The sequence below is a fragment of the Micrococcus sp. Mcc28 genome (assembly GCF_024519775.1).
GTDB classification, from domain to species: Bacteria; Actinomycetota; Actinomycetes; order Actinomycetales; family Micrococcaceae; genus Micrococcus; species Micrococcus luteus.
On sequence record NZ_JALJRH010000003.1, the window covers coordinates 172,632 to 195,794 of the forward strand.

At 72.4% G+C, this 23,163-nt stretch carries 19 protein-coding genes and 1 pseudogene; 15 read left to right on the forward strand and 5 right to left on the reverse strand.

All coding sequences use genetic code 11. From position 1 onward, the window contains the following. The first annotated feature begins 77 nt into the window (after positions 1 to 77). Positions 78 to 1,058 carry a ribose-phosphate diphosphokinase gene (locus NR073_RS02675; protein WP_020627447.1) on the forward strand — a complete coding sequence of 327 codons (981 nt, stop codon included), beginning with the start codon at positions 78 to 80 and terminating at the stop codon, positions 1,056 to 1,058. Between the two features lie 2 nt (positions 1,059 to 1,060). After that, complete coding sequence (lepB, locus tag NR073_RS02680; protein ID WP_227449070.1) at positions 1,061 to 1,813, forward strand: signal peptidase I; 753 nt, start codon at positions 1,061 to 1,063, stop codon at positions 1,811 to 1,813. Between the two features lie 61 nt (positions 1,814 to 1,874). Here the strand turns inward: lepB and NR073_RS02685 are convergent, their stop codons facing one another. Then, positions 1,875 to 2,969, reverse strand: a complete 1,095-nt coding sequence (locus NR073_RS02685; protein WP_227449069.1) for a PqqD family peptide modification chaperone — start codon at positions 2,967 to 2,969, stop codon at positions 1,875 to 1,877. A 200-nt stretch (positions 2,970 to 3,169) separates the two neighbouring features. On the opposite strand from NR073_RS02685, the gene NR073_RS02690 reads away from it, so the two are divergent. From NR073_RS02690 to NR073_RS02735, 10 genes are read left to right on the forward strand one after another with little or no spacing between them, the layout of a single operon-like run. After that, a complete protein-coding gene (locus NR073_RS02690) occupies positions 3,170 to 4,093 on the forward strand; it encodes a glycosyltransferase family 2 protein (RefSeq protein WP_227449068.1) in 924 nt (307 codons plus the stop codon). Beyond that, complete coding sequence (locus tag NR073_RS02695; protein ID WP_227449067.1) at positions 4,090 to 5,151, forward strand: glycosyltransferase; 1,062 nt, start codon at positions 4,090 to 4,092, stop codon at positions 5,149 to 5,151. The genes NR073_RS02690 and NR073_RS02695 overlap by 4 nt, the downstream gene beginning before the upstream one ends. Further along, a complete protein-coding gene (locus NR073_RS02700) occupies positions 5,148 to 6,269 on the forward strand; it encodes an RNA-binding protein (RefSeq protein WP_256748588.1) in 1,122 nt (373 codons plus the stop codon). The genes NR073_RS02695 and NR073_RS02700 overlap by 4 nt, the downstream gene beginning before the upstream one ends. Next, on the forward strand, positions 6,266 to 7,057 hold the full coding sequence (locus tag NR073_RS02705; RefSeq protein ID WP_256748589.1) for an acylneuraminate cytidylyltransferase family protein: 792 nt from the start codon (positions 6,266 to 6,268) through the stop codon (positions 7,055 to 7,057). The genes NR073_RS02700 and NR073_RS02705 overlap by 4 nt, the downstream gene beginning before the upstream one ends. Further along, on the forward strand, positions 7,054 to 9,297 hold the full coding sequence (locus tag NR073_RS02710) for an N-acetylneuraminate synthase family protein (RefSeq protein WP_256748590.1): 2,244 nt from the start codon (positions 7,054 to 7,056) through the stop codon (positions 9,295 to 9,297). The genes NR073_RS02705 and NR073_RS02710 overlap by 4 nt, the downstream gene beginning before the upstream one ends. Next, positions 9,288 to 10,427: a glycosyltransferase gene (locus NR073_RS02715; RefSeq protein ID WP_227449064.1), complete on the forward strand. Its 1,140-nt coding sequence runs from the start codon at positions 9,288 to 9,290 to the stop codon at positions 10,425 to 10,427. The genes NR073_RS02710 and NR073_RS02715 overlap by 10 nt, the downstream gene beginning before the upstream one ends. Then, positions 10,424 to 11,569, forward strand: a complete 1,146-nt coding sequence (locus NR073_RS02720) for an acyltransferase (protein ID WP_256748591.1) — start codon at positions 10,424 to 10,426, stop codon at positions 11,567 to 11,569. Before NR073_RS02715 ends, NR073_RS02720 begins: the two co-directional genes overlap by 4 nt. Continuing rightward, complete coding sequence (locus tag NR073_RS02725; RefSeq protein ID WP_256748592.1) at positions 11,566 to 12,603, forward strand: glycosyltransferase family 4 protein; 1,038 nt, start codon at positions 11,566 to 11,568, stop codon at positions 12,601 to 12,603. The genes NR073_RS02720 and NR073_RS02725 overlap by 4 nt, the downstream gene beginning before the upstream one ends. A gap of 16 nt (positions 12,604 to 12,619) precedes the next feature. After that, positions 12,620 to 13,582 carry a glycosyltransferase family 2 protein gene (locus NR073_RS02730; protein WP_256748593.1) on the forward strand — a complete coding sequence of 321 codons (963 nt, stop codon included), beginning with the start codon at positions 12,620 to 12,622 and terminating at the stop codon, positions 13,580 to 13,582. Positions 13,583 to 13,591: 9 nt separating this feature from the next. Continuing rightward, positions 13,592 to 14,713: a glycosyltransferase gene (locus NR073_RS02735; RefSeq protein WP_256748594.1), complete on the forward strand. Its 1,122-nt coding sequence runs from the start codon at positions 13,592 to 13,594 to the stop codon at positions 14,711 to 14,713. A gap of 482 nt (positions 14,714 to 15,195) precedes the next feature. Here the strand turns inward: NR073_RS02735 and NR073_RS11315 are convergent, their stop codons facing one another. Together NR073_RS11315 and rfbA are read right to left on the reverse strand one after the other, a co-directional pair. Beyond that, positions 15,196 to 16,446 (reverse strand): glycosyltransferase, encoded by a 1,251-nt coding sequence (locus NR073_RS11315; protein ID WP_256748595.1) that lies wholly within the window; start codon positions 16,444 to 16,446, stop codon positions 15,196 to 15,198. Continuing rightward, positions 16,443 to 17,312 carry a glucose-1-phosphate thymidylyltransferase RfbA gene (gene rfbA / locus NR073_RS02745; protein WP_192593012.1) on the reverse strand — a complete coding sequence of 290 codons (870 nt, stop codon included), beginning with the start codon at positions 17,310 to 17,312 and terminating at the stop codon, positions 16,443 to 16,445. The genes NR073_RS11315 and rfbA overlap by 4 nt, the downstream gene beginning before the upstream one ends. Positions 17,313 to 17,386: 74 nt before the next feature. Between rfbA and NR073_RS02750 the strand changes: the two genes are divergently transcribed. After that, positions 17,387 to 19,342, forward strand: a complete 1,956-nt coding sequence (locus NR073_RS02750) for a glycosyltransferase family A protein (RefSeq protein WP_256748596.1) — start codon at positions 17,387 to 17,389, stop codon at positions 19,340 to 19,342. Beyond that, a complete protein-coding gene (gene galE / locus NR073_RS02755) occupies positions 19,339 to 20,307 on the forward strand; it encodes a UDP-glucose 4-epimerase GalE (RefSeq protein ID WP_256748597.1) in 969 nt (322 codons plus the stop codon). The genes NR073_RS02750 and galE overlap by 4 nt, the downstream gene beginning before the upstream one ends. A 3-nt stretch (positions 20,308 to 20,310) precedes the next feature. Here the strand turns inward: galE and NR073_RS02760 are convergent, their stop codons facing one another. Next, positions 20,311 to 21,249, reverse strand: coding sequence for a glycosyltransferase family 2 protein (locus NR073_RS02760; RefSeq protein ID WP_044659569.1), 939 nt, complete (start codon positions 21,247 to 21,249; stop codon positions 20,311 to 20,313). Positions 21,250 to 21,319: 70 nt separating this feature from the next. Next, the gene (locus NR073_RS02765) at positions 21,320 to 22,309 is read right to left on the reverse strand and encodes a hypothetical protein (protein WP_129042938.1); all 990 of its coding nucleotides are present in this window, start codon (positions 22,307 to 22,309) and stop codon (positions 21,320 to 21,322) included. Positions 22,310 to 22,368: 59 nt separating this feature from the next. On the opposite strand from NR073_RS02765, the pseudogene NR073_RS02770 reads away from it, so the two are divergent. After that, a pseudogene (locus NR073_RS02770) lies at positions 22,369 to 23,163 on the forward strand (IS5 family transposase); the annotation flags it as partial.

A 23,163-nucleotide genomic window follows, 5' to 3' on the forward strand; every position in this document is an offset into this window, starting at 1 on the left:
CCGCCCCGGGCGGCCGACACCGACGCCGGACGCCGTCGGTCCTGGAACGCGAGACCACGAAGGATGTTGATGACGTCATGACGGAGCTGAGCCGCAGCGAGGACAAGCGACTGGTGCTGGCCACGGGCCGTGCCCACCCCGAGCTCGCGCAGGAGATCGCCGAGGAGCTGGGCACCGAGCTGCTCCCCATGAGCGCCTACGACTTCGCCAACGGCGAGATCTACGTGCGCTCGGGCGAGTCGGTGCGCGGCAAGGACGTGTTCATCATCCAGTCGCACCCGGCGCCGCTGAACAACCACCTCATGGAGCAGCTGATCATGGTGGACTCCATGAAGCGCGCCTCCGCCCGCCGCATCACGGTGGTCTCGCCGTTCTACCCGTACGCCCGCCAGGACAAGAAGGGTCGCGGCCGCGAGCCGATCTCGGCCCGTCTCGTGGCGGACCTGTACAAGACCGCCGGTGCCTCCCGCGTGATGAGCGTGGACCTCCACACCGCCCAGATCCAGGGCTTCTTCGACGGTCCGGTGGACCACCTGTTCGCCATTCCGCTGCTGGCGGACCACATCCGCTCCAGCGTGGAGGGCGAGGAGGTCACGGTGGTCTCCCCGGACACCGGCCGCGTGCGCGTGGCGGAGCAGTGGGCGGACCGCCTGGGCGGCGTGCCGCTGGGCTTCGTGCACAAGAGCCGGGACCTCACCGTCCCGAACAAGGCCGAGTCCAAGACCGTGGTCGGGGACGTCGAGGGCCGCGTCTGCGTGCTGATCGACGACATGATCGACACCGGCGGCACCATCGCCGGCGCCGTGCAGATCCTCAAGGACGCCGGCGCGAAGGACGTCATCATCGCCGCCACGCACGCGGTGTTCTCGGACCCGGCCGCCCAGCGTCTCGGCGAGTGCGGCGCCCGTGAGGTCGTGGTGACCAACACCCTGCCCATCCCGGAGGAGAAGCGCTTCGAGACCCTCACGGTGCTCTCGATCGCCCCGCTGATCGCCCGCGCGATCCGCGAGGTCTTCGAGGACGGCTCGGTCACCAGCCTCTTCGACGGCGTCGCCTGACCATGGCCGAGCGCGTCGAGCCGGCCCACGGGGACGACGTCGACGGCGAGGCGGGCGCCGCGCCGGAGCCTCGCCGTCCGCGCCTGCCGTTCTGGGCCTCCCTGCTGGTGAACGTGGTGGTGGCCATCGCGGTCGTCGCCGTGGTGCAGGCCCTGTGGGTGAAGGTCTACTCGGTGCCGTCCGGCTCGATGGAGAACACCCTCGAGGTGGGGGACCGCATGCTGGTCAACCGCACCGCCTATCCGGACGGGATGGCCGACTCCCAGGACGTGGTGGTCTTCACCGCGAACGAGGACTGGGCCACCCCAGCGTCGTCGGAGGGGGCCGTGGAGAACGCCGTCCGCACGTTCGGCGACCTCACCGGCATCGGCCGCTCGCACGAGCAGGCGCTGGTCAAGCGCGTGGTCGGCACCGCGGGGCAGACCGTGGAGTGCTGCACCGCCGAGGGCGCCGTGACCGTGGACGGGGAGCCCCTGGACGAGCCGTACATCCACAATGACCTGCCGTTCAGCCGGGACGAGCTGGACTGCGAGTCGGAGGTGATGTCCGCGCGCTGCTTCGGCCCGGTCACCGTGCCGGAGGACTCGATGCTCGTGCTCGGCGACCACCGCTCGAACTCGGCCGACTCCGTGATCGCGTGCCGCGGCATCCCCGCCGACCAGGCCGGGGACTGCGCCCGCTTCGTCACCCGCGAGGACATCGTGGGCGAGGTCTTCGTGACCGTCTGGCCGCCCACGCACTGGGGCGGGCACTGATCTCCTGACGGCGGGCGGGGCGTCCTGGGCGCCGGCCGCCTCCGGGCCGGGCCGGGCCGGTTCAGCCGGTCGTGGCCAGTTCCGCGGTGACCAGGGCGTCCATCGCCTCCCGCACCCGGGCTTCGGCGTCCTCGGGCACGGGCCCTTCGGCGCGGAGACGGCCCACCACGTCGGCGGCCGTCCGCGGCTCGTCCAGCAGGAGCCAGACGGTCGGGCCCAGACCGTCGAGCACGACCAAGCGCTCCGAGGCGAGCAGGACCAGGCGGCCGTGGTCGGTCAGGATGCCGTCGTCGACGGCGCAGCGGGACACCGCGCCCGGGGTTGCCACTCCGATGGAGGCCGAAAGCTCTTCCTCGGTGAGTGCCTCCCAGGCGGGGGTGACGGGCGTGGGCGGGGTCGCCAGCAGGCCGTCGACGACGTCCCGCAGGTCCTCGGCTTCGGCGTAGACCAGGCGTTGGGCGCCGCCGACCGCGTCGAGGACACGGCAGAGCGTCACGAGACCGCGGGGGAGCCGGGCGAGGGAGGACGTCTGGGGGACGAGCGCCTCGAGCGCGGCCACGAGTTCCATGGCCTCCGCCCGCGGCGTCACCGGGCCTGCCGGATCCCGCACGCGGTCGAGCACGGCGATCCGGTCCAGCCGGGCGTCGGGGAGGGTCGGGCCGAGACCCAGGTCGTCCGGGCCCCGCTGGGTCTTCGGCCGCACCCCCCGTGCCCCCAGCACGGACAGCGGCTTGGGGTACGGGGTGACGGCCAGACCGTCCGGAGCGATGATCGCTGTCTCGTCGGTGAGGTAGGCGAAATGGGGTCCCAGTCGGCGCGTGGCTGTCGTCTTGCCCGTCCCGGACGCCGCCACCAGGACGATCGCCGCCCCGGTGTCCGGTGCGGCGAGGCACGCCGCGTGGAACATCAGGTGGGTGCCGCGGGCGGACTCGATCGCCCGGGAGGTCGCCAGGAACACCAGGTCCTCGTGCCACTGGAGCCACGGACGCGCGGTGCTGGCGCCGCGGTGCGCATCTACGTCGGCGGGCGACTTCACGGCCTCCACACCGCATCGGGCCCAGGACTCGATCACCTCCGCCCGCTCGTCTCCCGTGAGGCCGCTGACCGTCACAGCATCGAGACCGGTGCCGATGCGCAACGCGGTCGTCTCGCGCATGGCTTCGTCCTCCCCGTGGGTGCCGGGCATGGCCCACCCTCTCCATCCCGTGGCTGTCCGGTCAGTGTACCGAGCACCGTGTCGACGGCCACGAGGCCGCCCCACCGGACGGCGCGGGTCCTCGCCAGTCCTTCCCTATACTCGTCACAGGTTCTCGGGCGCTGGGTGCGCCCTCCATCCGAGCCGAGGGAGGAACCCGCATGGCAGCCCAGCCGACCACGGCGGCCGTCACCGTGGTGATCCCGCACTACGGCGATCCGGCCCCCACCCTCGCCCTCGTCGACCGCCTGCTGGCCGATCCCGGGGACGCGCTGGCCGCCATCGTGGTCTCGGACGACGCCTCGCCCACCCCGTATCCCGAAGCCCACGATCCGCGTCTGACCGTGGTGCGCCGCGAGCGCAACGGCGGGTTCGGGGCGAACGTGAACACCGGGCTGGCCGCGGTCACCACCGAGCTGGCCCTGGTCCTCAACTCGGACGCCGAGATCACGGGGGCGCAGATCGACGCGCTGGTGGCGGCGGCCGCTCCATACCAGCCGGCCGTGGTCAGCCCGCAGGTCGTCAACGAGGACGGCACGCCGCAGTGGTCCGGCCGGCACTTCCCCACGGTCCTGCACCAGACCGTCGAGTGGCTGACTCCGCTGGCCCGCTTCCGTCACCTGGACGTGCTCCACGAGGCCGTGGGGCACGACGTCGCGGCGGCCCGGTCCGTCTCGCCCGTGGCGGTCGACTGGGTGATGGGCGCCGTGCTGCTCCTGCCGATGGCGCAGGTCCGCGCCGTCGGCGGGTTCGACGAGGAGTACTTCATGAATTCCGAGGAGGTCGACCTGCAGCGTCGCCTGCGCGAGCGCGGCGTGCCGTCGATCGTGGTCCCGGCCGTCCGTGTGCCGCACGGCCTGCACGGCTCCTCGGACCCGCTGCGCCGGCGCGGCTGGCTCGTGGACTCCCGCTACCGCTACGCCCGGAAGTTCGGTCACCCCCGGGTCCTCAAGGCCGCGCTCACCGCGGCCACCGGGGCGAACTTCGCCGTGAACGCGCTCCGGCAGGCCCGGGGTGTGGACGTGGACGCCCGCGCCGTCCTCCGGGACGAGCACGCGCTGGTCTGGAAGGGGCAGCGCCGATGACCGCCACCGGCTACACCGTGCCGGCGCCGCCCGACGCGCGGGGCGGCCGCTCCCCGGAACGGCTGTTCCTCGTCTCGCCGGCGTTCCACGGCTACCACCGCTCCATCGCGGCGGCGTGGGCGGCCCAGGGCTTCGACGTCACGGTGCACTGCTACGACGCCTACGCCACGCTCGGCATGAAGCTGCGGAACAAGGGGCTGCTCGAGCTGCCGCAGAAGGCGGGCGTGGACCGCACGGCCGCGCGGGTCGCCTGGGACACGGGGCGGGCCGTGGCCGCGCTGCGCGAGGCCCGGCCGGACCGCGTGCTCGTGATCAAGGGGGACTCGCTGGGCGAGGACTTCTGGTCAGAGATCCTCGATGCGGGCCTGCCCCGCATGCTCTGGCTGTACGACGACCTCGCGCGGCACGACTACTCGATGGAGTTCCTGCGCTCCGTCGGTCCGGTGCTCAGCTACGCCCGCTCCGAGGCCGAGCTGCTGGCCGGCGAGGGCGTGGACGCCCACTACATGCCCAACGGTTTCGACCCGGCGATGGCGCTGCCGGAGGTGCCGCGGCGCGACGAACTGGTCTTCGTGGGCTCGCGCTACCCGAACCGCGTGGAGCTGCTCTCGCGCCTGGCCGCGGCCGGGGTGCCGGTGCGCGCCTACGGGCGTCAGTGGAGCCACCACCCGGTCGACCGCCTGCGCACGTGGGAGCTGACCCGGCCGGACCTGCCGGCCGAACGGGACATCCCCCTCGAGGAGGCGTACGCCGTGCAGGCGGCCGCCGCGGGCGCCATCAACATCCACGGCCTGCAGGCCGGCCACGCGATGCGGACCTTCGAGGTGCCCGGCATGGGCGGTCTCCAGCTCGTCGATCGGGCCGACGTGGCCGAGTTCTACGTCCCGGACGAGGAGGTGCTCGTCTTCGAGGACGCGGACCACCTCATCGAGCTGGGCCGCCGGGTCGTCGCGGACCCCGCCTGGGGAGCGCGCATCCGGGAGGCCGGCCGCCGCCGGTCGCACGCGGAGCACACGTTCGCGCACCGGGCGGCCATGGCCCAGGGGTGGTGGGCATGACCGACGCGCCCCTCTTCTGGCGCTCCGAGGACCTGCCGCGCTGGCACGCGTGGCAGCGCGCCCAGTGGCCGCTGACCCGGCGGGCCGCGGACACCGCGCGCTCGACCGTGCGCGGCGTGGCCGGCGCCCTGACGCGCCGCCGGTCCACCGGCGACGGCGACCCGCGCCTGCTCCTGCCGGCGGGGGACGTGCACACGCTCGTCGCCCTGGAGTCCTTCGGCCCCACGCAGCTGGCCGCGCTGGCCTCGCCCGTGGCCGCCCTGGCGACCGCGCGGCCGCAGGTCGCCGCCGGGGTCGGCTGGGTGCTGCCCGCCGGTGACGCACCCGCCCTGCCCGGGGCCGCGGGCCACCGGGAGCACGCCGCCACCGCCGACGTCCTGAGCGAGCGCCTGTCCGGGCTCCGCCGCGTCCTGGTGGCGGGGGAGTACCTGCCCTCGGGCCGCGCCGCCGTGCGCTGGGCCCGGCAGCGGGGGGCGCGGGTCGGCGTCGTCCAGCACGGGCTGCTGGCCGTGTCCACGCCGCCCGTCCCGCAGGACGCCACCCTGTACGCCTTCACGAGCACGGACGCGGACTGGTGGGCCCAGGGCCGCGCCGATGTGGAGGCCGTCCCGGTGGGCTCGGCGCTGCTCGAGCAGGCCCGCCGGACCGCGCCCGCGCTCCCGGGCGCCGGGGACGACGGCCCCGGGGTGTTCCTCGGCCAGCTGCACGGCGCCGAGCTGCCACGCCGGGACTTCGCCGCGGCCGCCGAACAGTACGTGCGGGCCACCGGCGCCGCCTACCGCCCCCACCCGGCCGAGCGGGACCGTCTCTCCCGTGGCCAGCACGCGGCCTGGCGCAGGGCCGGGCTGCGGATCGACGACGCCGGGGCGCCCCTCGTCGCCACCTGCGGGCCCGTGGCCGCCGTCTTCTCCACCGGGATCCTCGAGGCCGCGCAGGCCGGCAGACCCGCGTGGGCCGTCCACCCGGACCCGCCCGCCTGGCTCGAGGGGTTCTGGCGGCGCTACGGCATGACCCGGTGGCGGCCCGGCCGCACCCCGGAGCCCACCCCGCCCTTGGCCTCGCCGACCGCGGACCCCGCGGCCGCGATCGCCGAGCACGTCTGGAAGGAGTCCGCGTGAGCATCCTGTGCGTCATCCCCGTGCGCGGCGGGTCCCGGGGGCTGCCCGGCAAGAACATCCGCCTCCTCGGCGGCCACCCGCTCGTGGCCTGGACCATCCAGGCCGCCCTCGAGGCGGAGGAGGACCTGCACGTGGTGGTCTCCACGGACTCGGCCGAGATCGCCGAGGTCGCCCTCCGCTACGGCGCGGACGTCCCGGGCCTGCGCCCGGCCCACCTGGCCCAGGACTCGACGCCCACCGAGCCCGTGATCGAGCACGTGCTCGCGGCCGAGCGCGCGGCCGGCGTCGAACCGGAGGGCGTGATGCTGCTCCAGGCCACCAGCCCGCTGCGCCTGCCCGGCACCCTGGACCGCGCCGTGCGGCAGTTCCGGGACACGGGGGTGGACTCGCTGGTCGGCGTCGTCCCGGTGTCCCCGTTCCTGTGGCGCCACGCCGAGGACCCCGGCGGGGAGCCGATCCCGGACTTCGACGTCACGGCGCGCAAGCGCCGGCAGGACATGGCGCGCACCGACCTGCGGTTCCGCGAGAACGGCTCCCTCTACGTGACGCGTCCCTGGGTCTACGACCGGCTGCACAACCGGCTCGGCGGCCGGATCGGCCTGCTGGAGCTCGACGACCTCGAGGGCGTGGACATCGACACCGAGCTGGACTTCGCCCTCGCCGAGCAGCAGATGGACCAGTACCTGGCGGTCCAGAAGGTGCTCCAGCACCGCCCCGACCTCGGTGCCCTGCGCACCAACGAGACCCCCACCACCGGCCCGAACCGCACCCCCGGAGGCGCGCAGTGATCATCGAACGCAGGCTCACCCCCTACCTCGTCTTCCCCGAGGACTCACTCCTGGTCGCCCTGCACAAGATGACCGACAACCGCGAGCGCACCGTGTTCGTGGTGGACTCCCACGGCTTCCTCGTCGGCTCCCTGACGGACGGGGACGTGCGCCGCTGGCTCGTGGCTCATCCGGAGGCGTCGCTGGACGTGGCCGCGGCCGACGTCGCCCATCGCGACCCGGCGACGGCCTCCCTGGGCGCCTCCCCGGCCGAGATGCGCGAGGCCCTGCCCGCCGGGGCGCTGCACCTGCCGCTGCTGGACGAGCGCGGCCGCCTGACGGCCCTGGCGATCAACCGGGAGGCGGAGCTGCGGATCGGCGGGCACCGGATCGGGGAGGGCCACCCGGCGTTCCTGATCGCGGAGATCGGCAACAACCATCAGGGCGATGTGGACCTGGCCCGCCGTCTCGTGGACCTGGCCGTCGAGGCGGGCGCGGACGCCGTGAAGTTCCAGCTGCGGGACATGGACGCCCTGTACCGGCAGTCCGGTGCGGCCACCGCCGGTGAGGACCTGGGGGCCCAGCGCACCCTGGACGAGCTGGCCAAGTTCTCGCTCTCCGCCGAGGACATGGTGCGGGTGTTCGACCACGTCCGGGAGGCCGGCGTCGCCCTGATGTGCACCCCGTGGGACGCCCCGTCCATGCGGGTGCTGCGCGAGTACCCGGTGGACGGTGTGAAGATCGCCTCGGCGGACCTGACGAACCATGGTCTGCTGCGGGACGCGGCCGCCTCCGGCCTGCCGATGGTGCTCTCCACCGGCATGTCCCGGGAGGAGGAGATCCGCGAGGCGGCGGCCCTCGTGCGCTCCTTCGGCGTCCCCTTCGCGATGCTGCACGCCCAGTCCACGTACCCCGCCCCCTACAAGGACGTGAACCTGGCCTACCTGGACCGGCTCGCGGAGATCGCGCAGACGCCGGTGGGCTACTCGGGCCACGAGCGCGGCTTCCACGTGGCCCTGGCCGCGGTGGCCCGGGGCGCCGCGATCATCGAGAAGCACTTCACCGTGGACCGCGGGCTCGAGGGCAACGACCACAAGGTCTCCCTGCTGCCGGAGGAGTTCGCGCAGATGGTCCGGCAGACCCGGGACATCGAGGAGTCGATCGGCGTCGGGACCGAGCGCGTGGTCTCCACGGGCGAGGCGATGAACCGCATCAACCTGGCCAAGTCCCTGGTGGCGGCCCGTCCGCTGCGGGTCGGCGCCACGATCACCGCCGACGACGTGACCGTGAAGTCCCCGGGCCGTGGCCTGCAGCCCAACGAGCTGCCGCGCCTGGTCGGCCGCACGCTGCACCGCGAGATGGCCGAGGGCGACTTCTTCTTCGCCGGCGACCTCACGGACACGGTGCCCACCGGGCGCCAGTTCCAGTTCCGGCGCCCCTGGGGCCTGCCGGTGCGCTACCACGACGTCGAGGCGCTGACGAAGGACTGCACCCCGGACTTCCTGGAGTTCCACTTCTCCTACAAGGACCTCGAGATCGACATCGACTCGGTGTTCCGCGAGCCCATGCCGATGGGCTTCACCACCCACCTGCCGGACATCTTCTCCGGTGACTTCCTTGTGGACCTGGCCAGCGACGACGACGCCGTGTGGGAGCGCTCGATCGCCGAGGTGCAGCGCACGATCGACATCACCCGGGACCTGAAGCGCTGGTTCCCGCACGAGGAGGAGCCCATCATGGTCATCACCATGGGCGGGTTCACCCTGGACCGGCACATCCGCCCGGAGGAGCGGCTGCCGAAGTACGAGCGCATCGCCGAGGCCGTGCAGCGCCTGGACACCTCCGGCATCCGGATCGCTGCGCAGACGCTGCCGCCGTTCCCGTGGCTGATGGGCGGGCAGCAGTACCACAACCTCTTCATGGACCCGGACGACACCGTGGCGTTCGTGGAGGCCACGGGGGTGCCCCTGTGCCTGGACATCTCCCACTCCAAGCTCTCGGCCACGTTCCTGGGGATCCCGTTCTCGGAGATGGTGGAAAAGCTGGCCCCGCACACCATTCACCTGCACCTCGTGGACGCCACCGGTGTGGACGGGGAGGGACCGCAGATCGGCGAGGGCGACGTCGACTGGCCCGTGCTGTGCGAGCAGCTGGACCGCCTGGCCCCCGGGGTGAGCTTCATCCCGGAGATCTGGCAGGGCCACATCAACAACGGCGAGGGCTTCTGGACGGCCCTGGACCGCCTGGAGCAGTGGCTGTGATCCCCGAGGCCGTGACGACCGCCCCGGCCCCGCTGACGCTCTGGGTGGTGCCCGTCGCCGACCTCGGCGGCGTGGCCCGGCACGTCCTCGACGTCGCGCGCGTGGGCCTGCCCGGTCTGCGTCTGGCGGTGCTCTGCCCCGAGGGGCCGCTCGCCGAGCGCCTGCGCGAGCAGGGCGCGGCGGTGTTCACCGGGGACGTCGGCCCCGACGCCGGCCTGGCCGCCTCGGTGCGCACGCTCCGCACGGCGGTGCGCACCCTGCGCCCGGCCGCGGTCCACACGCACCTGGCCTACGCCGACCTCGCGGCCTTCACTGCACTGGGCGCGGAGCGGGCCCTTCGGCGGGCCGGTGTACCGGCGCTGCTCAGCACCGAGCACGGGATCGCCCCGGACGACCAGCTGTACAACCGCGCCGCCGCGGCCCGGGTGAAGAACACCGCGCACCGGGCCCGGCTGCGCGGCACGGACCTCGTGATCGCGGTGGCGCAGTCCACCGCGGACGTGCTCCGACGCAAATGGGGTGCGGGGGCGCCCCTCACCGTGGTGCGCAACGGCGTGGACGTGCCCGCGGTGCGCGCCGCGGCCGTGGGGCAGCGGCGCGCACCGGGGGAGGGGCTGCGCATCCTGTCCCTGTCCCGGCTGGCCCCCGAGAAGAATCTCGACCGGCTGATCGCCGCGTTGCCCGCTCTGCTGGAGCGCGACCCCGGGACGCGGTTGACGCTGGCCGGCTCGGGTCCGCTGGAGGGGCAGCTGCGCGCCCAGGCGGAGGCCCTCGGTGTCGCGGATGCGGTCGACCTGCCCGGCTTCGTGGAGCCGTGGGGCACCATGGCCGAGCACGACGTGCTGGTGCAGCTCTCCGCGTGGGAGAACCTCAGCTACACCCTGCTCGACGCCGCCGCGGCCGGCCTGCCCGCCGTCGCCACGGACGTGGGCGGCAACGGGGAGATCCTGCCGCCCGAGCACCTCGTCCACGAGACCGCGCCGGCGGCCATCGCCGACGCCGTCATGCGTGCCGCCGCCGACGGTCCGGGCGAGGTGCGCGTGGGCGATGTGGAGACCATGGCCCGAGCCACCGCCGAGGCGACCCTCGAGGTGCTCGGGCGCCGGGTGGGGAAGGCGGGTAGCCGATGACCGCGGCGAGCCCGAACGAGCCGGGGGCGGCCTCGGTGGCCCCGGCCGAGAAGCGAGTGCCGGGGCCCCGGTTCCGGGAGCTCGACGGTCTTCGAGGGATCGCCGCGCTGGCGGTGGTGTTCTCGCACTACACAGGCGCCCACAATTCGCACTACCCGCAGGATCCCGCCGCGTTCCACGACGCGGCCTGGGGCGCCGCGGGCGTGCAGCTGTTCTTCATCATCTCCGGGTTCGTCATCTTCATGTCCGCCCGGCGGGCCAACCGGCCGAGCGACTTCGCCATCTCCCGGGCAGCCCGGCTCTATCCGCCGTACTGGATCTCCCTGGTGTTCGCCGTGGTGCTGCTCCTGCTGCACCCGGTGCCCGGCTTCCCTTTCACGTGGGGCCAGGCCCTCGTCAACCTGTCGATGGTCCAGCGGTGGGTCGGCGTGGACAACGTGGTGGACGTCTACTGGACGCTCGCGGTGGAGATGCAGTTCTACGTGATCATCCTGATCCTCCTGTATCTCACGCGCTGCCGCCTTTCAGACCGCGTGGTGCTGTGGGGGAGCCTCGCGTGGTCGGTGATCTCGTGGGGCGTCGTCGTCGTCACGGCCCCGCACGTGGGATGGGATCCGCAGCGGGACCCCCTGTGGGTGAAACTCCTCAACAACGCCACCGTGGCCGAGTACGCCCCGTTGTTCGTGCTGGGGATGGCCTTGTACATCGCGCGGCAGACGGGGCGGCACCGCGGCTGGGTCGCGGCGGCTGCGGTGTCCGCGGTGGGCAGCACGTTCGTCATGCGGGGGATGCCCTTGGCCCTCGAGGTCCTCGTGGTGGTGCTCCTCGCAGTCACGGTGATGCTCCGGGAGAGGACGTCCGTGCTGCTCCTGGCCCCTGTCCAGTGGTACGGGAAGATCAGCTACTCGCTGTACATCCTCCACGCCATCCCGGGGTACATCCTCATCCACGCGCTCTGGCCGTATGTGGGCCGGAACATGGCCATGCTCGTGGCCTTGGCCGTGGTCTCCGTGCTCGCCTGGGCCCTGCAGAAGTACGGCGAGGAGCACCTCGGCCGCGCGGCCAAGCGGGGGCTGACCCGCGTCCGCTCCGGCCTGGACGCGCGGACCGGACATCCCCGATCCCTGGAGCTGGTCCGATGACCGGGCGCATCTGGATTCTGGCGAACCAGGGCGAGGTGGGCGGCGGCGAGGTGATGCTGCACCACCTCGCCACGGCCTTGCGCGAGCTGGGGCGGGACGTGGGTGTCGTGGCCCCGGCCCGCCCGGCCGAGACCGCCGATCGTCTGGCCGCGGACGGCTTCGACGTGGTCCGCGTGGGTGGATCCGGACGCCTGGGGTACCTGCGCGCTCTTCGGGCCTGGGACCGTGGCCGAGGCAAGGACGACGTCGCGTGGTGCAACGGGCTGCTGCCCGCCACCGCCCTGGCCGGCCGGCCGCGCCGGATCGTGCACCTGCACCAGGTGCCCGAGAAACCGCTTCTACGCGTGTTCTCCGCCCTGGCGCGCCCCGGCGCGCTCGCGGTCCTCGTGCCGTCCCGGTTCGCCGCGGGCCAGATCCGCGGGGCCCGCGTGCTCCACAACTGGGTCCCGGCACCCACGGCGCCGCAGACCGGCCGGGCCCGCGGTGCCGATGAGCGGGTGACCGTGGGCTTCCTCGGCCGGCTGTCCGAAGGCAAGGGCATCCTCACCCTGCTGGAGGCCGCCGCGCAGCTGCGGAAGACCGATCCGGGTGCTTTCGTGTTCCGCATCGCGGGGGAGAGCCGATTCGTGGCGGAGGACGAGGCCGAGCGACTCGCCACCGCCCTGACGGCAGCCGGTGAGGACGTTCAGGTGCTCGGCTGGCAGGACACCGGCGAGTTCCTGACCTCCGTGGACGTGCTGGCCGTGCCGTCGCAGTGGGCCGAGGCCTTCGGCCTCGTGGCGGCGGAGGCGATGGCCGCGCGCGTTTCGGTGGTGGCCTCCGATGCGGGGGCCGTTCCCGAGGTGGTCGGCAACGATCACCCCTTCGTTGTTCCGCAACGCGACGCCGCCGCACTTGCGGACTGCCTGCGGGCCGTGCGCGGGGCCGATCTGGGCGCGGTGGCCCACTCCCAGCGGCGCCGCTGGGAGAAGCTGTTCTCACCCGAGGCCGGCCGCGCCGCCGTAGCCGAGCTCCTGGATGACCTGTCCCTATGACCCCGGAGGAGGATTCATGACCGAGACGCCCCTGACCCCCGAGGCCAGCGTGATCGTCCCCAGCCGGGGCGGCGCGCAGCGGCTGCCGCGCCTGATCGGCGCGCTCGCCGCACAGGAGGACGCCCCGTCATTCGAGGTCCACGTGGTCGTGGACGGGGATGTGGACGGGTCGGAGGCGGTGCTCGCCCAGTTGGCCGCGGAACACCCGGAGCTGGACCTGAGCTGGACCGTCTTCGGTGAGAACCGCGGACGGGTCGCCGCGCTCAACGCCGGTGCCGACGCGACATCCGGCCGCATCCTCATCCGGGCCGACGATGACCTGGAGCCCGGGCTTCACTACATCCGGGATCACGTGGCCGCGCACTCGGGCGGGCCTGGCGGAGCGATCGGACTCTTTGTGAACGTCCTGGAGTCCACCCCGTATCAGCGTGCCTACGGCGACGCCCAGGACGTCCTGCACCGCGAGCACGCGTATGCGCTGCCAGCGGATCGGCAGTGGCGGCACTGGGCGGGCAACGTGTCCGTCCCGCGTGTCCTGCACGAGCAGATCGGCGGCTACGACCCGGACTACCGGCAGTACGGGTGGGAGGACATCGACTACGGCTACCGGCTTCACGCGGCCGGCTACCCGGTGGTGATCCGCCCCGAGCTGCAGACCCGGCACCACGCTGCCGCCGTGACGACGCACTCGAAGGCGGTGCGGGCCTTGCACGGCACGGTCGCGCGGAACCTGTTCGTGACCAAGCACGGGGCGGCACCGCTCGGCACCATCGGCGCTCCGCGAGGCGTGTGGGGTGCTGCCGTGCGCCTGGTGGCGTTGGGCACCACCGAAGCCACGCTCACGCGCTCCAGTGCGCTGATCGACGCCGTCGCGGACTACCTGCCCCGGGGGCTCGCCCGTCGACTCATCGCCCTCCAGGTGGAGGGTGCCGCCGAGACCGGTCGGGCCTATCCCCACCGCGCGCAGCGGTCCATCTGAGGGGACACGATGTCGGAACAGACCTCCACACAGATTGCTATCGCCCACGACTACCTCACCCAGAAGGGCGGGGCGGAGCGAGTGGTGCTCGCCCTGCACCGGATGTGGCCCGATGCCCCCATCTACACGACGTTCTACGACCCCGAGGGGACCTTCCCGGAGTTCAAGGACGCGCACATCATCACCTCACCCCTCAATCGGGTGGGAGTGCTGCGGAAGGACCCGCGGAGAGCACTGCCGCTGCTGCCCCTGGCCTCCTCGCTGATACATGTGAAGGAGCCGGTCGCCGTCGTCTCGACGTCCGGCTGGGCGCACGGATTCCGCTACGACGGCGCCACGCTCGTCTACTGCCACACCCCGGCGCGCTGGGTGTATCTGCTGGACGACTACCTGGGCGAGGGCGGCCGGGACAGCATCAAGGGCCGAATCGCCCGCGTGCTGCGCCCGGGTCTGCGCAGGTGGGACCGCGCGGCCGTCCGGCGTCGATCACGCTATGTGGCCAACTCCACGGTGGTGAAGGAGCGGATCGAAGCCGTCTACGGGCTCGAGGGCGTGGACCTCGTGTTCCCGCCGCACTCCGTGAGCATGGATGGCCCGCAGGAGCCGATCCCCGGTGCCGAGCGGTTGGCAGGGGACGGCTTCCTGCTGTCGGTCGCGCGGCTCATGCCGTACAAGCACGTGGACGTGGCCATCGAGGCCGCGGCCCGCGCGGGGCGGCCGCTCGTAGTGATCGGCAAGGGCCCGGAGGAGGCCCGGCTGAGGGCGATGGCGGGGGAGGACGTGGTGTTCGGCCAGGACCTCACCGACGCGCAGTTGCGCTGGGCGTACGCGCACGCGACGGCACTGATCGCTGCGAGCCACGAGGACTTCGGCATCACGCCGCTCGAGGCGAGCGCGTGGGGCGTGCCCACCGTGGCGCTGCGGGCCGGCGGCTACCTGGACACCATCGTGGACGGCGTCAACGGAGTGTTCGTCGAGGAACCGACGGTGGATGCGGTGGCCGGAGGGGTGGAACGTCTGCTGGCGCATGACTGGGACCGCGGGGTGATGCAGGCGCACGCCGAGCGGTTCTCCGAAGTGGAGTTCGGGCGGCGGATCCGTGGCCTGTTGGGCGAGGTGGCACACCCGTAAGCGGGGGACGGCCTGGACCCGGGGCGGGCCGTACGAACGCGAAGTACGGGCCCAGGGTCTACCTGGTGTTGGCCTCTGCGGTCCTCAACGGATTGCTGGTCGTGGCCCTCCTGTGGGTCGTGGGGCAAGTGGGCATTCGCACCTTGGCCGAGGAAGCAGGCATCGTCGAGCCTCGCCGTCCGGCGTATGACACGTACGCGGCAGGGCAGTTCGATGGGCTCCCAGACGCTGCTGGGGACGAATGGTGCGATCCGACCGAGGCCCTTTCCTCACCGGGCAAGCTCCGTCGTGACGGAGTCCACCTCACCGGAGGCGGCTATGGAACGACGCGGGAGCGAATCGCCACTCTCACGGACGTGTCCCGTTCGCTGGCGTTCGACCACTGACGCAGACGGTCGTACTTGACGGGGCGCATGCCGGGTGCGTTGGAGTGGGTGCCGCCCGTGCGCGGATTCGCACGTGGTAGTTGATACAGCTACCGCTCACGATGCCGCGGCCACCGCGCGGGGGCGGGCGTGGGGGATGGCGGTGATGTCCCGCGCGGAGAAGAGGTCGAGCCACACGTCTGCGACGATCGAAGGCTCGAACTCCGCGCCGACGCGCCCGCAGGCCCCGACGAGCCCGGCGAGCCGATCAGGGCTGTCCAGGAGGGCCCGGAGGGCGTCCGCGATCTTGGAGGGATCGGCGCTGGGGAGTGGGACACCACATTGATAAAGGATGTCCGACAGTCCGGCGGACACTGGCCGGCCAGCAGTCGGGACGCCGCAGCGCAGCGCCTCGATTGCGGACATCGGGAGACCCTCGAAGTCGGAGACCATGAGGTGCAGCGTCGCGCCCGTGAATACGGCCGCCGGGTCATCTGACCAGCCGCAGAAGCGGATGCGGTCCCGGTGGGCCGACTCGTCGGCCAGGCGGGCGAGGGCCTCCTCCTGATCCCCGGTACCCCAGACCTCGAGCACGTCCGCCGCGAGGGCGTCGAATGCCCGGATAGCCAGGTCGACGCGCTTCTCGGAGGACAGACGGCTGAAGGAGACTATCCGTCTCCTGCCGTCTGCGTCCGTCCGCGGCGCGGCTGCGGGCACGGTGCTGCTCGGGTTCGCGATGGCGCCCACGGGCACGCCCTGTGTGTCGGCGATCGGCTGCATGTAGGACGGGTGGAGGGCCACCACGGCATCGACCACGTCGAGGGCCGGGAAGGGGACGTCCCAACCCATCCGCTCCAGGCCCTCCGGACTGGTGTGGACGTGGGCCACAAGGAACGGGGCGTCCGCCTCGGGCCGGACGTGGCTGGTCTCGCTGAGGCAGGTCAGCGTGTCGGGGTTCGCGAAGACGATCGCCGTGTCCCCGCCGAACCGCGCGAGGTGCCGGCGGAGGCGCCGGGACCGCCACCGCCGCCACAGCGGGGTGAGAACCGTCTTGACCGCCAGCTTCGCCCCGAGCGGTCCCGGGTGGTCCGCCGCCAGGGGATGGTCCGCGGTCCAGTGCCGGAACCGGTCGACCTCGAACACCGGCCCAGGGACGCGCGGCTCTTTGGCGGGCGGGTGGATCGACAGGTAGGAGACCGTCAGGCCCCGCCGCACAAACTCGGTCGCCAGCTCGTCGACGACCGTCGTGATGCCCCCGGCCAGGGCCGTGGAGCGGCACGCGAAGACGACGTGCCGGACGCCCTCGCCGCCGGACGGCTCGGGAACTGTCTCCGGCCGGCCCCGCCCGGCCCGGTCCTGCGCGCTCACCGCCCGGACTCCAGCAGCTCCAGGAGGTACCGTCCGTACCCCGACTTCACGAGCGGCTCGGCCCGCTCTCGGAGTTCGTCGTCGGTGAGCAGGCCCTGGCGCCAGGCGACCTCCTCGGGCGCGCCGACCTTGAGGCCCTGCCGTGACTCGATGGTGCGGATGAAGTTGGAGGCGTCGTTCAGGTCGTGGAACGTGCCGGTGTCCAGCCATGCGGTGCCCCGGGGGAGGACCTCCACGTTGAGGGTGCCGCGTTCCAGATAGGTGCGGTTCACGTCGGTGATCTCCAGCTCGCCGCGCGCCGACGGCTTGAGGCTCTTCGCGATCTCGACGACGTCGTTGTCGTAGAAATACAGGCCCGGCACCGCATAGTTGCTCTTCGGCTCCGCGGGCTTCTCCTCCAGTGAGATGGCCTTGCCGGCGTCGTCGAACTCCACCACGCCGTAGGCGCTGGGGTCCACCACCCAGTAGCCGAACACGGTGGCACCGTCGACCTGGGCGTGACGGCGCAGCTGCTGGCCCATGCCGGGGCCGTAGAAGATGTTGTCCCCCAAGACGAGCGCGACATGCTCGTCGCCGATGTGGTCCTCTCCCAGGATGAACGCCTGTGCCAGGCCGTCGGGGGAGGGCTGCTGGACGTAGCTGAGCGAGATCCCGAACTGGGAGCCGTCGCCCAGGAGCCGCTGGAACTGTTCCGCGTCGTGCGGGGTGGTGATCACCAGAATGTCGCTGATTCCGGCCAGGATGAGCGTGGACAGCGGGTAGTAGATCATCGGCTTGTCGTAGACGGGCACGAGCTGCTTCGAGATGGCATGGGTGATGGGATGCAGGCGGGAGCCGGTGCCGCCGGCGAGGATGATGCCTTTCATACGCGACTTCGACGTCCCTTCAACGCTCGGTGAGTGCGTGTCTACCGGGCACCCTACCGGGATAGGATCGCGATGTGAGCCAGACAAGCGCGCTGCCAGGAATCAGCGTGATCATCCCCGCGTTCAACGCAGAGCGCTTCCTCCCTCTGCAGTTGGAGGCCCTGGATGCCCAGAGCGGAGCTCCTTCCTACGAGGTCGTCGTCGTGGACAACGCCTCCACCGACGGAACTGCCTCCGTGGTCCACCGGCTGGCTCGGGAGGTCTCATACCCATTGCGTCTGGTGAGCGCACCCGAGCACCAAGGCCCGGGATTCGCACGAAATGTGGGGGCGGCGCATGCTCACGCGGATCTCCTCATGTTTGCCGACGCCGACGATGTGGTGTCCCGGTGGTGGGTGCGCAACGGCGCTCGGGCCTTCGAATCCTCGGACCTCTGGTCCGGCGGCGCACCGTTCATGACCGATGAGCAGATGCGCGAGGGCGTCGAAGGCGCCCGGCGCGCCTTCGATGACAGCGATGAATGGCATGCGCCGGTGCCAGGGGATCTCCGGAACGCGTTTCCCGTGCTGATGGGGGGAGACTTCGGTGTGACGCGGGAGGTGTTCGAACGGGTCGGTGGATTCGATCACTCCCTGGGAGCCGTCTATGAGGACAACGACTTCGCCGTGCGAGCGCACCTCAAGGGCATCCGCGTGGACGAGGCCGCAGCCGTCCGGATCGCTTTCCGGGGCAAGTGGGACATGCGGTTCCGGACCCGCCTGGTTCGGCGATCGGCCAAGGCTCACAGCCTCGTCACCACTCGATACGAGCTCGGGCGGCAGTCCCATTTCCCCAACCCGTGGGTGGAATTCGTACGAACGGGGGCCAGCGCTGCTCTGATGACCCTCGGCTGCAAGACTCCGGACTGGGAAGGGGTGCGGCTTCGCGCGCAGACCGCGGCGGGAGCTGCGGCGGGTCGTGTGGAGTACCGGTGGATGAGACGCGGCCCCCAGCCGCAGATCGGGCTGGGCTACAGGCGAGCTGATTCGTCTCCGTTTTCACAGGCAGACGCGGCAGGGGCCGGGGAGAACAGCGAAGAGGTCCTCGCGGCCAGCGTGGTCATCCCGGCCCGCAATGCTGAGGGGTGGATCGCTGAGCAGCTCGATTCTCTCGCCGCCCAGTGGGATGCCCCGCTCTTCGAGGTCGTCGTGGCCGACAACGGCAGCGACGACCGGACCGCGCAGATCGCCCTCTCTCACCCGGCACCGTTCCGGGTCCGGGTTGTCGACGCATCCGGTGTCCCCAGCGCATCGCACGCGAGGAATGTCGGGGCACGTATGGCCCGGGGCCATGTGCTGTTGTTCTGCGACGCCGATGACTTTGTCGGCGATCGTTGGGCGGGCGAGCTCTACCGGGCCGTGACCTCGGGGCCTCAGCTGGTCGCCCGCGGCGTCCTGGAGCACAGTCGATTCAATGATGTGGACGTCTTGGCGGCCTATCGGATTGACCCGGCACAGGATTTCCACGACACCGAGGACTCCCCTCGAATAGAGACGGTCTCCGACGGATTCGCCGGCTACCTTGCGACGGTCCCGGGCAACAACTTTGCCGTCCGCCGAGATGACTACCTCGAACTCGGTGGCATGGATCCCGCGTATCCCGGTGGGTCGGAGGAGACCGACTTCGTCTGGCGGGCTCAGGAAGCTGGTTTCACCGTCGTTCAGGCTGCCGGTGCGGTCGTGTACTACCGCCTTCGGACGACTCCTGCCGCGATTTTCCGACAGCAACGAAACCAACAGCGTGGTCGCATGTATCTGTGGACGCGGTACCGAGACCGGGGAATGAGCGGCCCCAGCGTGAAGGCGTCGGTCTTCGCGATTTCGCGACACATGCCGATGTGGCCGTTCCTTCGACGCGACCGCGGGCGGGTCCTCGCCTGGGCGTACACCGTCGGTGCCCACGTCGGGGCGCTCGAGGGCATGGCACGCTACCGCCGCCCGGCCCTCCTCCGCAGCCGACGTCCCGGCTCCGACGGCGGAATCGCGGCATGACCTGGGTGGTGACCGGCGGAGCCGGGTACATCGGCGCCCACGTGGTGCGCGCCCTGCAGGGGGCGGGCATGGACGTGGCCGTCGTCGACGACCTCTCGACCGGGTTCGCGGACTTCGTGCCCGCCGACGTGCCCCTGCTCCGGGCCGACGTCGGCGACGTCGGGCAGGTGGCGGCGTTCCTGACGCGCGTGGGCGCCGCCGGCGTTGTGCACGTGGCCGGGTACAAGTTCGCGGGCGAGTCCGTCCGCGAGCCGCTGCACACCTACCGCGTGAACGTGCGCGGCACCCTGGGCGTGCTCGAGGCGATGGAGCGGGCCGAGGTCCCCGCCATCGTCTTCTCCTCCTCGGCGGCCGTGTACGGCACCCCGGACGTGGAGCGCGTCACGGAGGCGACGGCGACCGCCCCGGAGTCCCCCTACGGGGAGAGCAAGCTGATCGGGGAGTGGTTGCTCGCGGACCAGGGCCGGGCCACGGGGCTCCGGCACACGAGCCTGCGCTACTTCAACGTGGTCGGCTCCGCGGATCCGGCGCTGTCCGACACGAGCCCCCACAACCTCTTCCCCCTCGTGTTCCGCGCCCTGGACGGCGGCGAGCGCCCGCGCCTGTTCGGCGCCGACCACCCCACGCCGGACGGCACGTGCGTCCGGGACTACGTCCATGTGGCCGACGTCGCCCGGGCCCATGTGGCCGCCGCCCGGGCGCTCGCGGAGGGCCGGGCCCTGGCCCCGGTCTACAACCTCGGCTCCGGGGCGGGCACCTCGGTCCGGCAGATCATGGAGGCCGTCGGCCGGGTCACCGGGCGCGACGTCGACCCGGTCGTGGAGCCGCGCCGTCCCGGGGACCCCGCGCGCATCGTGGCGGACGGCTCCCTCGCCGCGCGCGATCTCGGGTGGGAGAACCGCCACACGGTGGAGGACATGGTCCGCTCCGCGTGGGAGGCCCGGCGGCCGCCCGAGACGCGCTGAGGCTCAGACTTCGTCCCAGCGGGTCGGGGCGTCCGAGCGCAGTGGGCGCAGCGTCCCGCGCGGGTACCAGGCCGCGTCCGTGAGCGGCTGACCGGCCAGGAGGGCCTCCCACGCGGCGCGCAGGGCGTCGTCGTCGAGGGCCCCGAGCCGGCGCCAGTGGTACGCCTTGTCCTCGGGGGTGTCGGCGAGCGCGATCGCCTGCGCGCCGGTGCGGCTCTTGCGGGCGAACTGCTCGAAGGAGCGCCACGGCAGGTGCAGGATCCGCAGGCTCTCCGCGCGGACGCCCGGACGCAGGACCTCATGGTTGCCCATCTCGACGACGGCCCCGGGGCGCGGGCGGAACGCGACCTTGACGTTGAAGTGTGCGGTCGTGTCCAGCAACGGGCCGGAACCGTCCGCCGCCGGGAACGCGTTGTGCATGACGGCGCGCAGCACGGGTGCGTCGGCGGCGGCCAGGGCCTCGGCGAGCGTGCCCTCGGCGCCGAACCAGAGCTCGTCCGCATCGAACGGGACCACCCACGTGGCGCCGGCGGCCGATGCCAGGTCGGCCAGCCGGGTCATCTTGGCGGACTGCACGTAGGCCGGCTCCCGGTCCGCGCCGACGACGAGCCCCGGGATCTCCCCGGCCAGCCGACGCAGGATGTCCGGCGTCGCGTCCTTCGACCCGTTGTCCACGACGACGATGTGCGGGATCCCCTGGTCCGCGAGGTGGCGCACGGAGCGCTCGATCACGTCCGCCTCGTCGCGGACCATCGCGACGGCGCACGGGCCGGACATCGCCGGCAGCTCCGGCAGGTCGAACCCGGCCGAGGCGAGGGCGTACTCGCGGGCGAACCGCTCCGAGCCGCGGACGGCGGCGGCCTGCCGGACCACCTCCCGGGCCCGGCGGAGGAGGAACAGGCGGTGCTTGGCCTGGCGGGCGAGGTCGAGGGGGGAGGGCATCGGGTCTCCTGTCGGGTGCGGCGGGGAGGGCGGTGTCGGGGCGGGCCGGAGGGTCAGACGGGTGTGGCGTTCAGCCCAGGGCGGCCAGCTCCGCGTCGAGGGTCGGGGGGAGGGGCCAACCCATCGCGGTGCAGAGCCGCTGCAGGCGCAGCCGCCAGTCCAGCTCCCGGCGGGCCCGGCGCCGCTGCTCGGCGGCCCGCTCCGGCGTCCAGGCGGCGGCGGCCTCCGCGAGCACGGGCCAGGCGTCGGCGCGGGAGTCGGGCGAGACCTCGAGCGTGGCCTCCGGCCACAGGAGCGTGGCCGCGGACCGCGGGGCGACGCCGGCCACACGGCATCCCGCCGCGAGGGCGTCCGTCCACCGGCCCGTGAGGTAGTCGCGGGTCGGGTGCGTGTACGGCGCAGGGCTGACGAGGTTGGAGAACGCGAGCACGAGGCGCGCCTGCGCCAGCGCGGTGCGGACGGCCTCCTGGTTCTGCAGCGGATCGGGCGCCGACGGCGGCCGGCCCTGGAACACGAGGCCGTGGTCCTGCGCCTCGCGGGCGGTGCGGGCGTCGTCGTCCCAGGCTTCCGGCTGGCGGCCCAGACGCAGCAGGTCGACCGGGCGGGAGCCGTCGTCGGCGGCGACGGCGAGGGTGTCCGAACCCCACGGCAGTGCGTCCACGGGGCGGCCGGTCAGCGCGCTCCACTCATCGACGAGGTCCGGGTCCGTCACGAACAGTCGGTCGAAGTGGGGCCGGTGCCGGGCGATCCCGGCGATCCGGTCGGTCCAGAACGAGTCGACGATCCAGGCCGCCGTGGACTCGTGCCCGGGCCACCACAGGTCCCGGCGCGCGGCCAGGGCGAGGGCGGCGGGGTTGCCGGCGAGCACCAGGAGGCGGCGCCCGCGGGCCCGCCGGCCGCGCGGCAGGAGCACGGACGCGCGCTGGGCCCACGAGGCGGCGCCGCGGTCCTCGACCTCGACGAGTCGACCCTCGAGCAGCCGGGCGGCCAGGCGCGCGAGGACGTCGACGGGACCCCAGCCGCTGCCGCCGGGACGGACGTAGAGGACGTCGATGGTCATACGACCAGCCTAGGGCGTGTCTGAGAATAGATGCACGAGTCAGCTGAGACCCTGGGGACATGTCCCGGTTCCAGATGCTCTCTGACACCCAATGGGAGTTGATCGCCCCGATGCTCCCGACCCGGACCGGCCGCGCCGGCAGGCCGTTCGCCGACGCCCGCACCATGGTGGAGGCGATCATCTACCGGTACCGGTGCGGAATCGCTTGGAGGGATCTGCCCGAGGTCTACGGGCCCTGGCAGACCGTGTGGACCTGGCATCGGCGCTTGGCCGAAGAGGGCACCTGGGACACGGTGCTGGCCACGCTGACCGCCGCCGCTGACGCCGAAGGCCTGATCGATTGGTCGGTCTCGGTGGACTCCACGATCGCCCGCGCGCATCAGCACGCGACGAACATCACCCGCCACACAGGGGGATGGATCGAACTACAAGAATCCGCGTGAGGAGCCGGCCGATCACGGCATCGGGCGCTCCCGTGGCGGGCTGAGCACGAAGATCCATCAGCTCGTCGACGGGACCGGGCTGCCGCTGGTCAGCCTGATCACCCCCGGCCAGGCAGGGGACTCCCCGATGCTGCTTCCTCTTCTGGCGCAGCTGCGCGTGACCCGGCCAGTAGGGCGGCCCCGGACCCGCCCCGAGGCCGTGCTGGGCGATAAGGCGTACTCCTCCCGGGCGATCCGCACCCACCTACGCGCCCGTGGGATCAAAGCGGTCATCCCCGAACCGGCCGACCAGCAGGGCCACCGCAGACGGCGCGGTGCCCGCGGCGGGCGCCCCGTCAGCCTCGACGCGGCCGCCTACAAGGGCCGCAACGTCATCGAGCGCCAGTACGCGCACCTGAAGCAGTGGCGGGG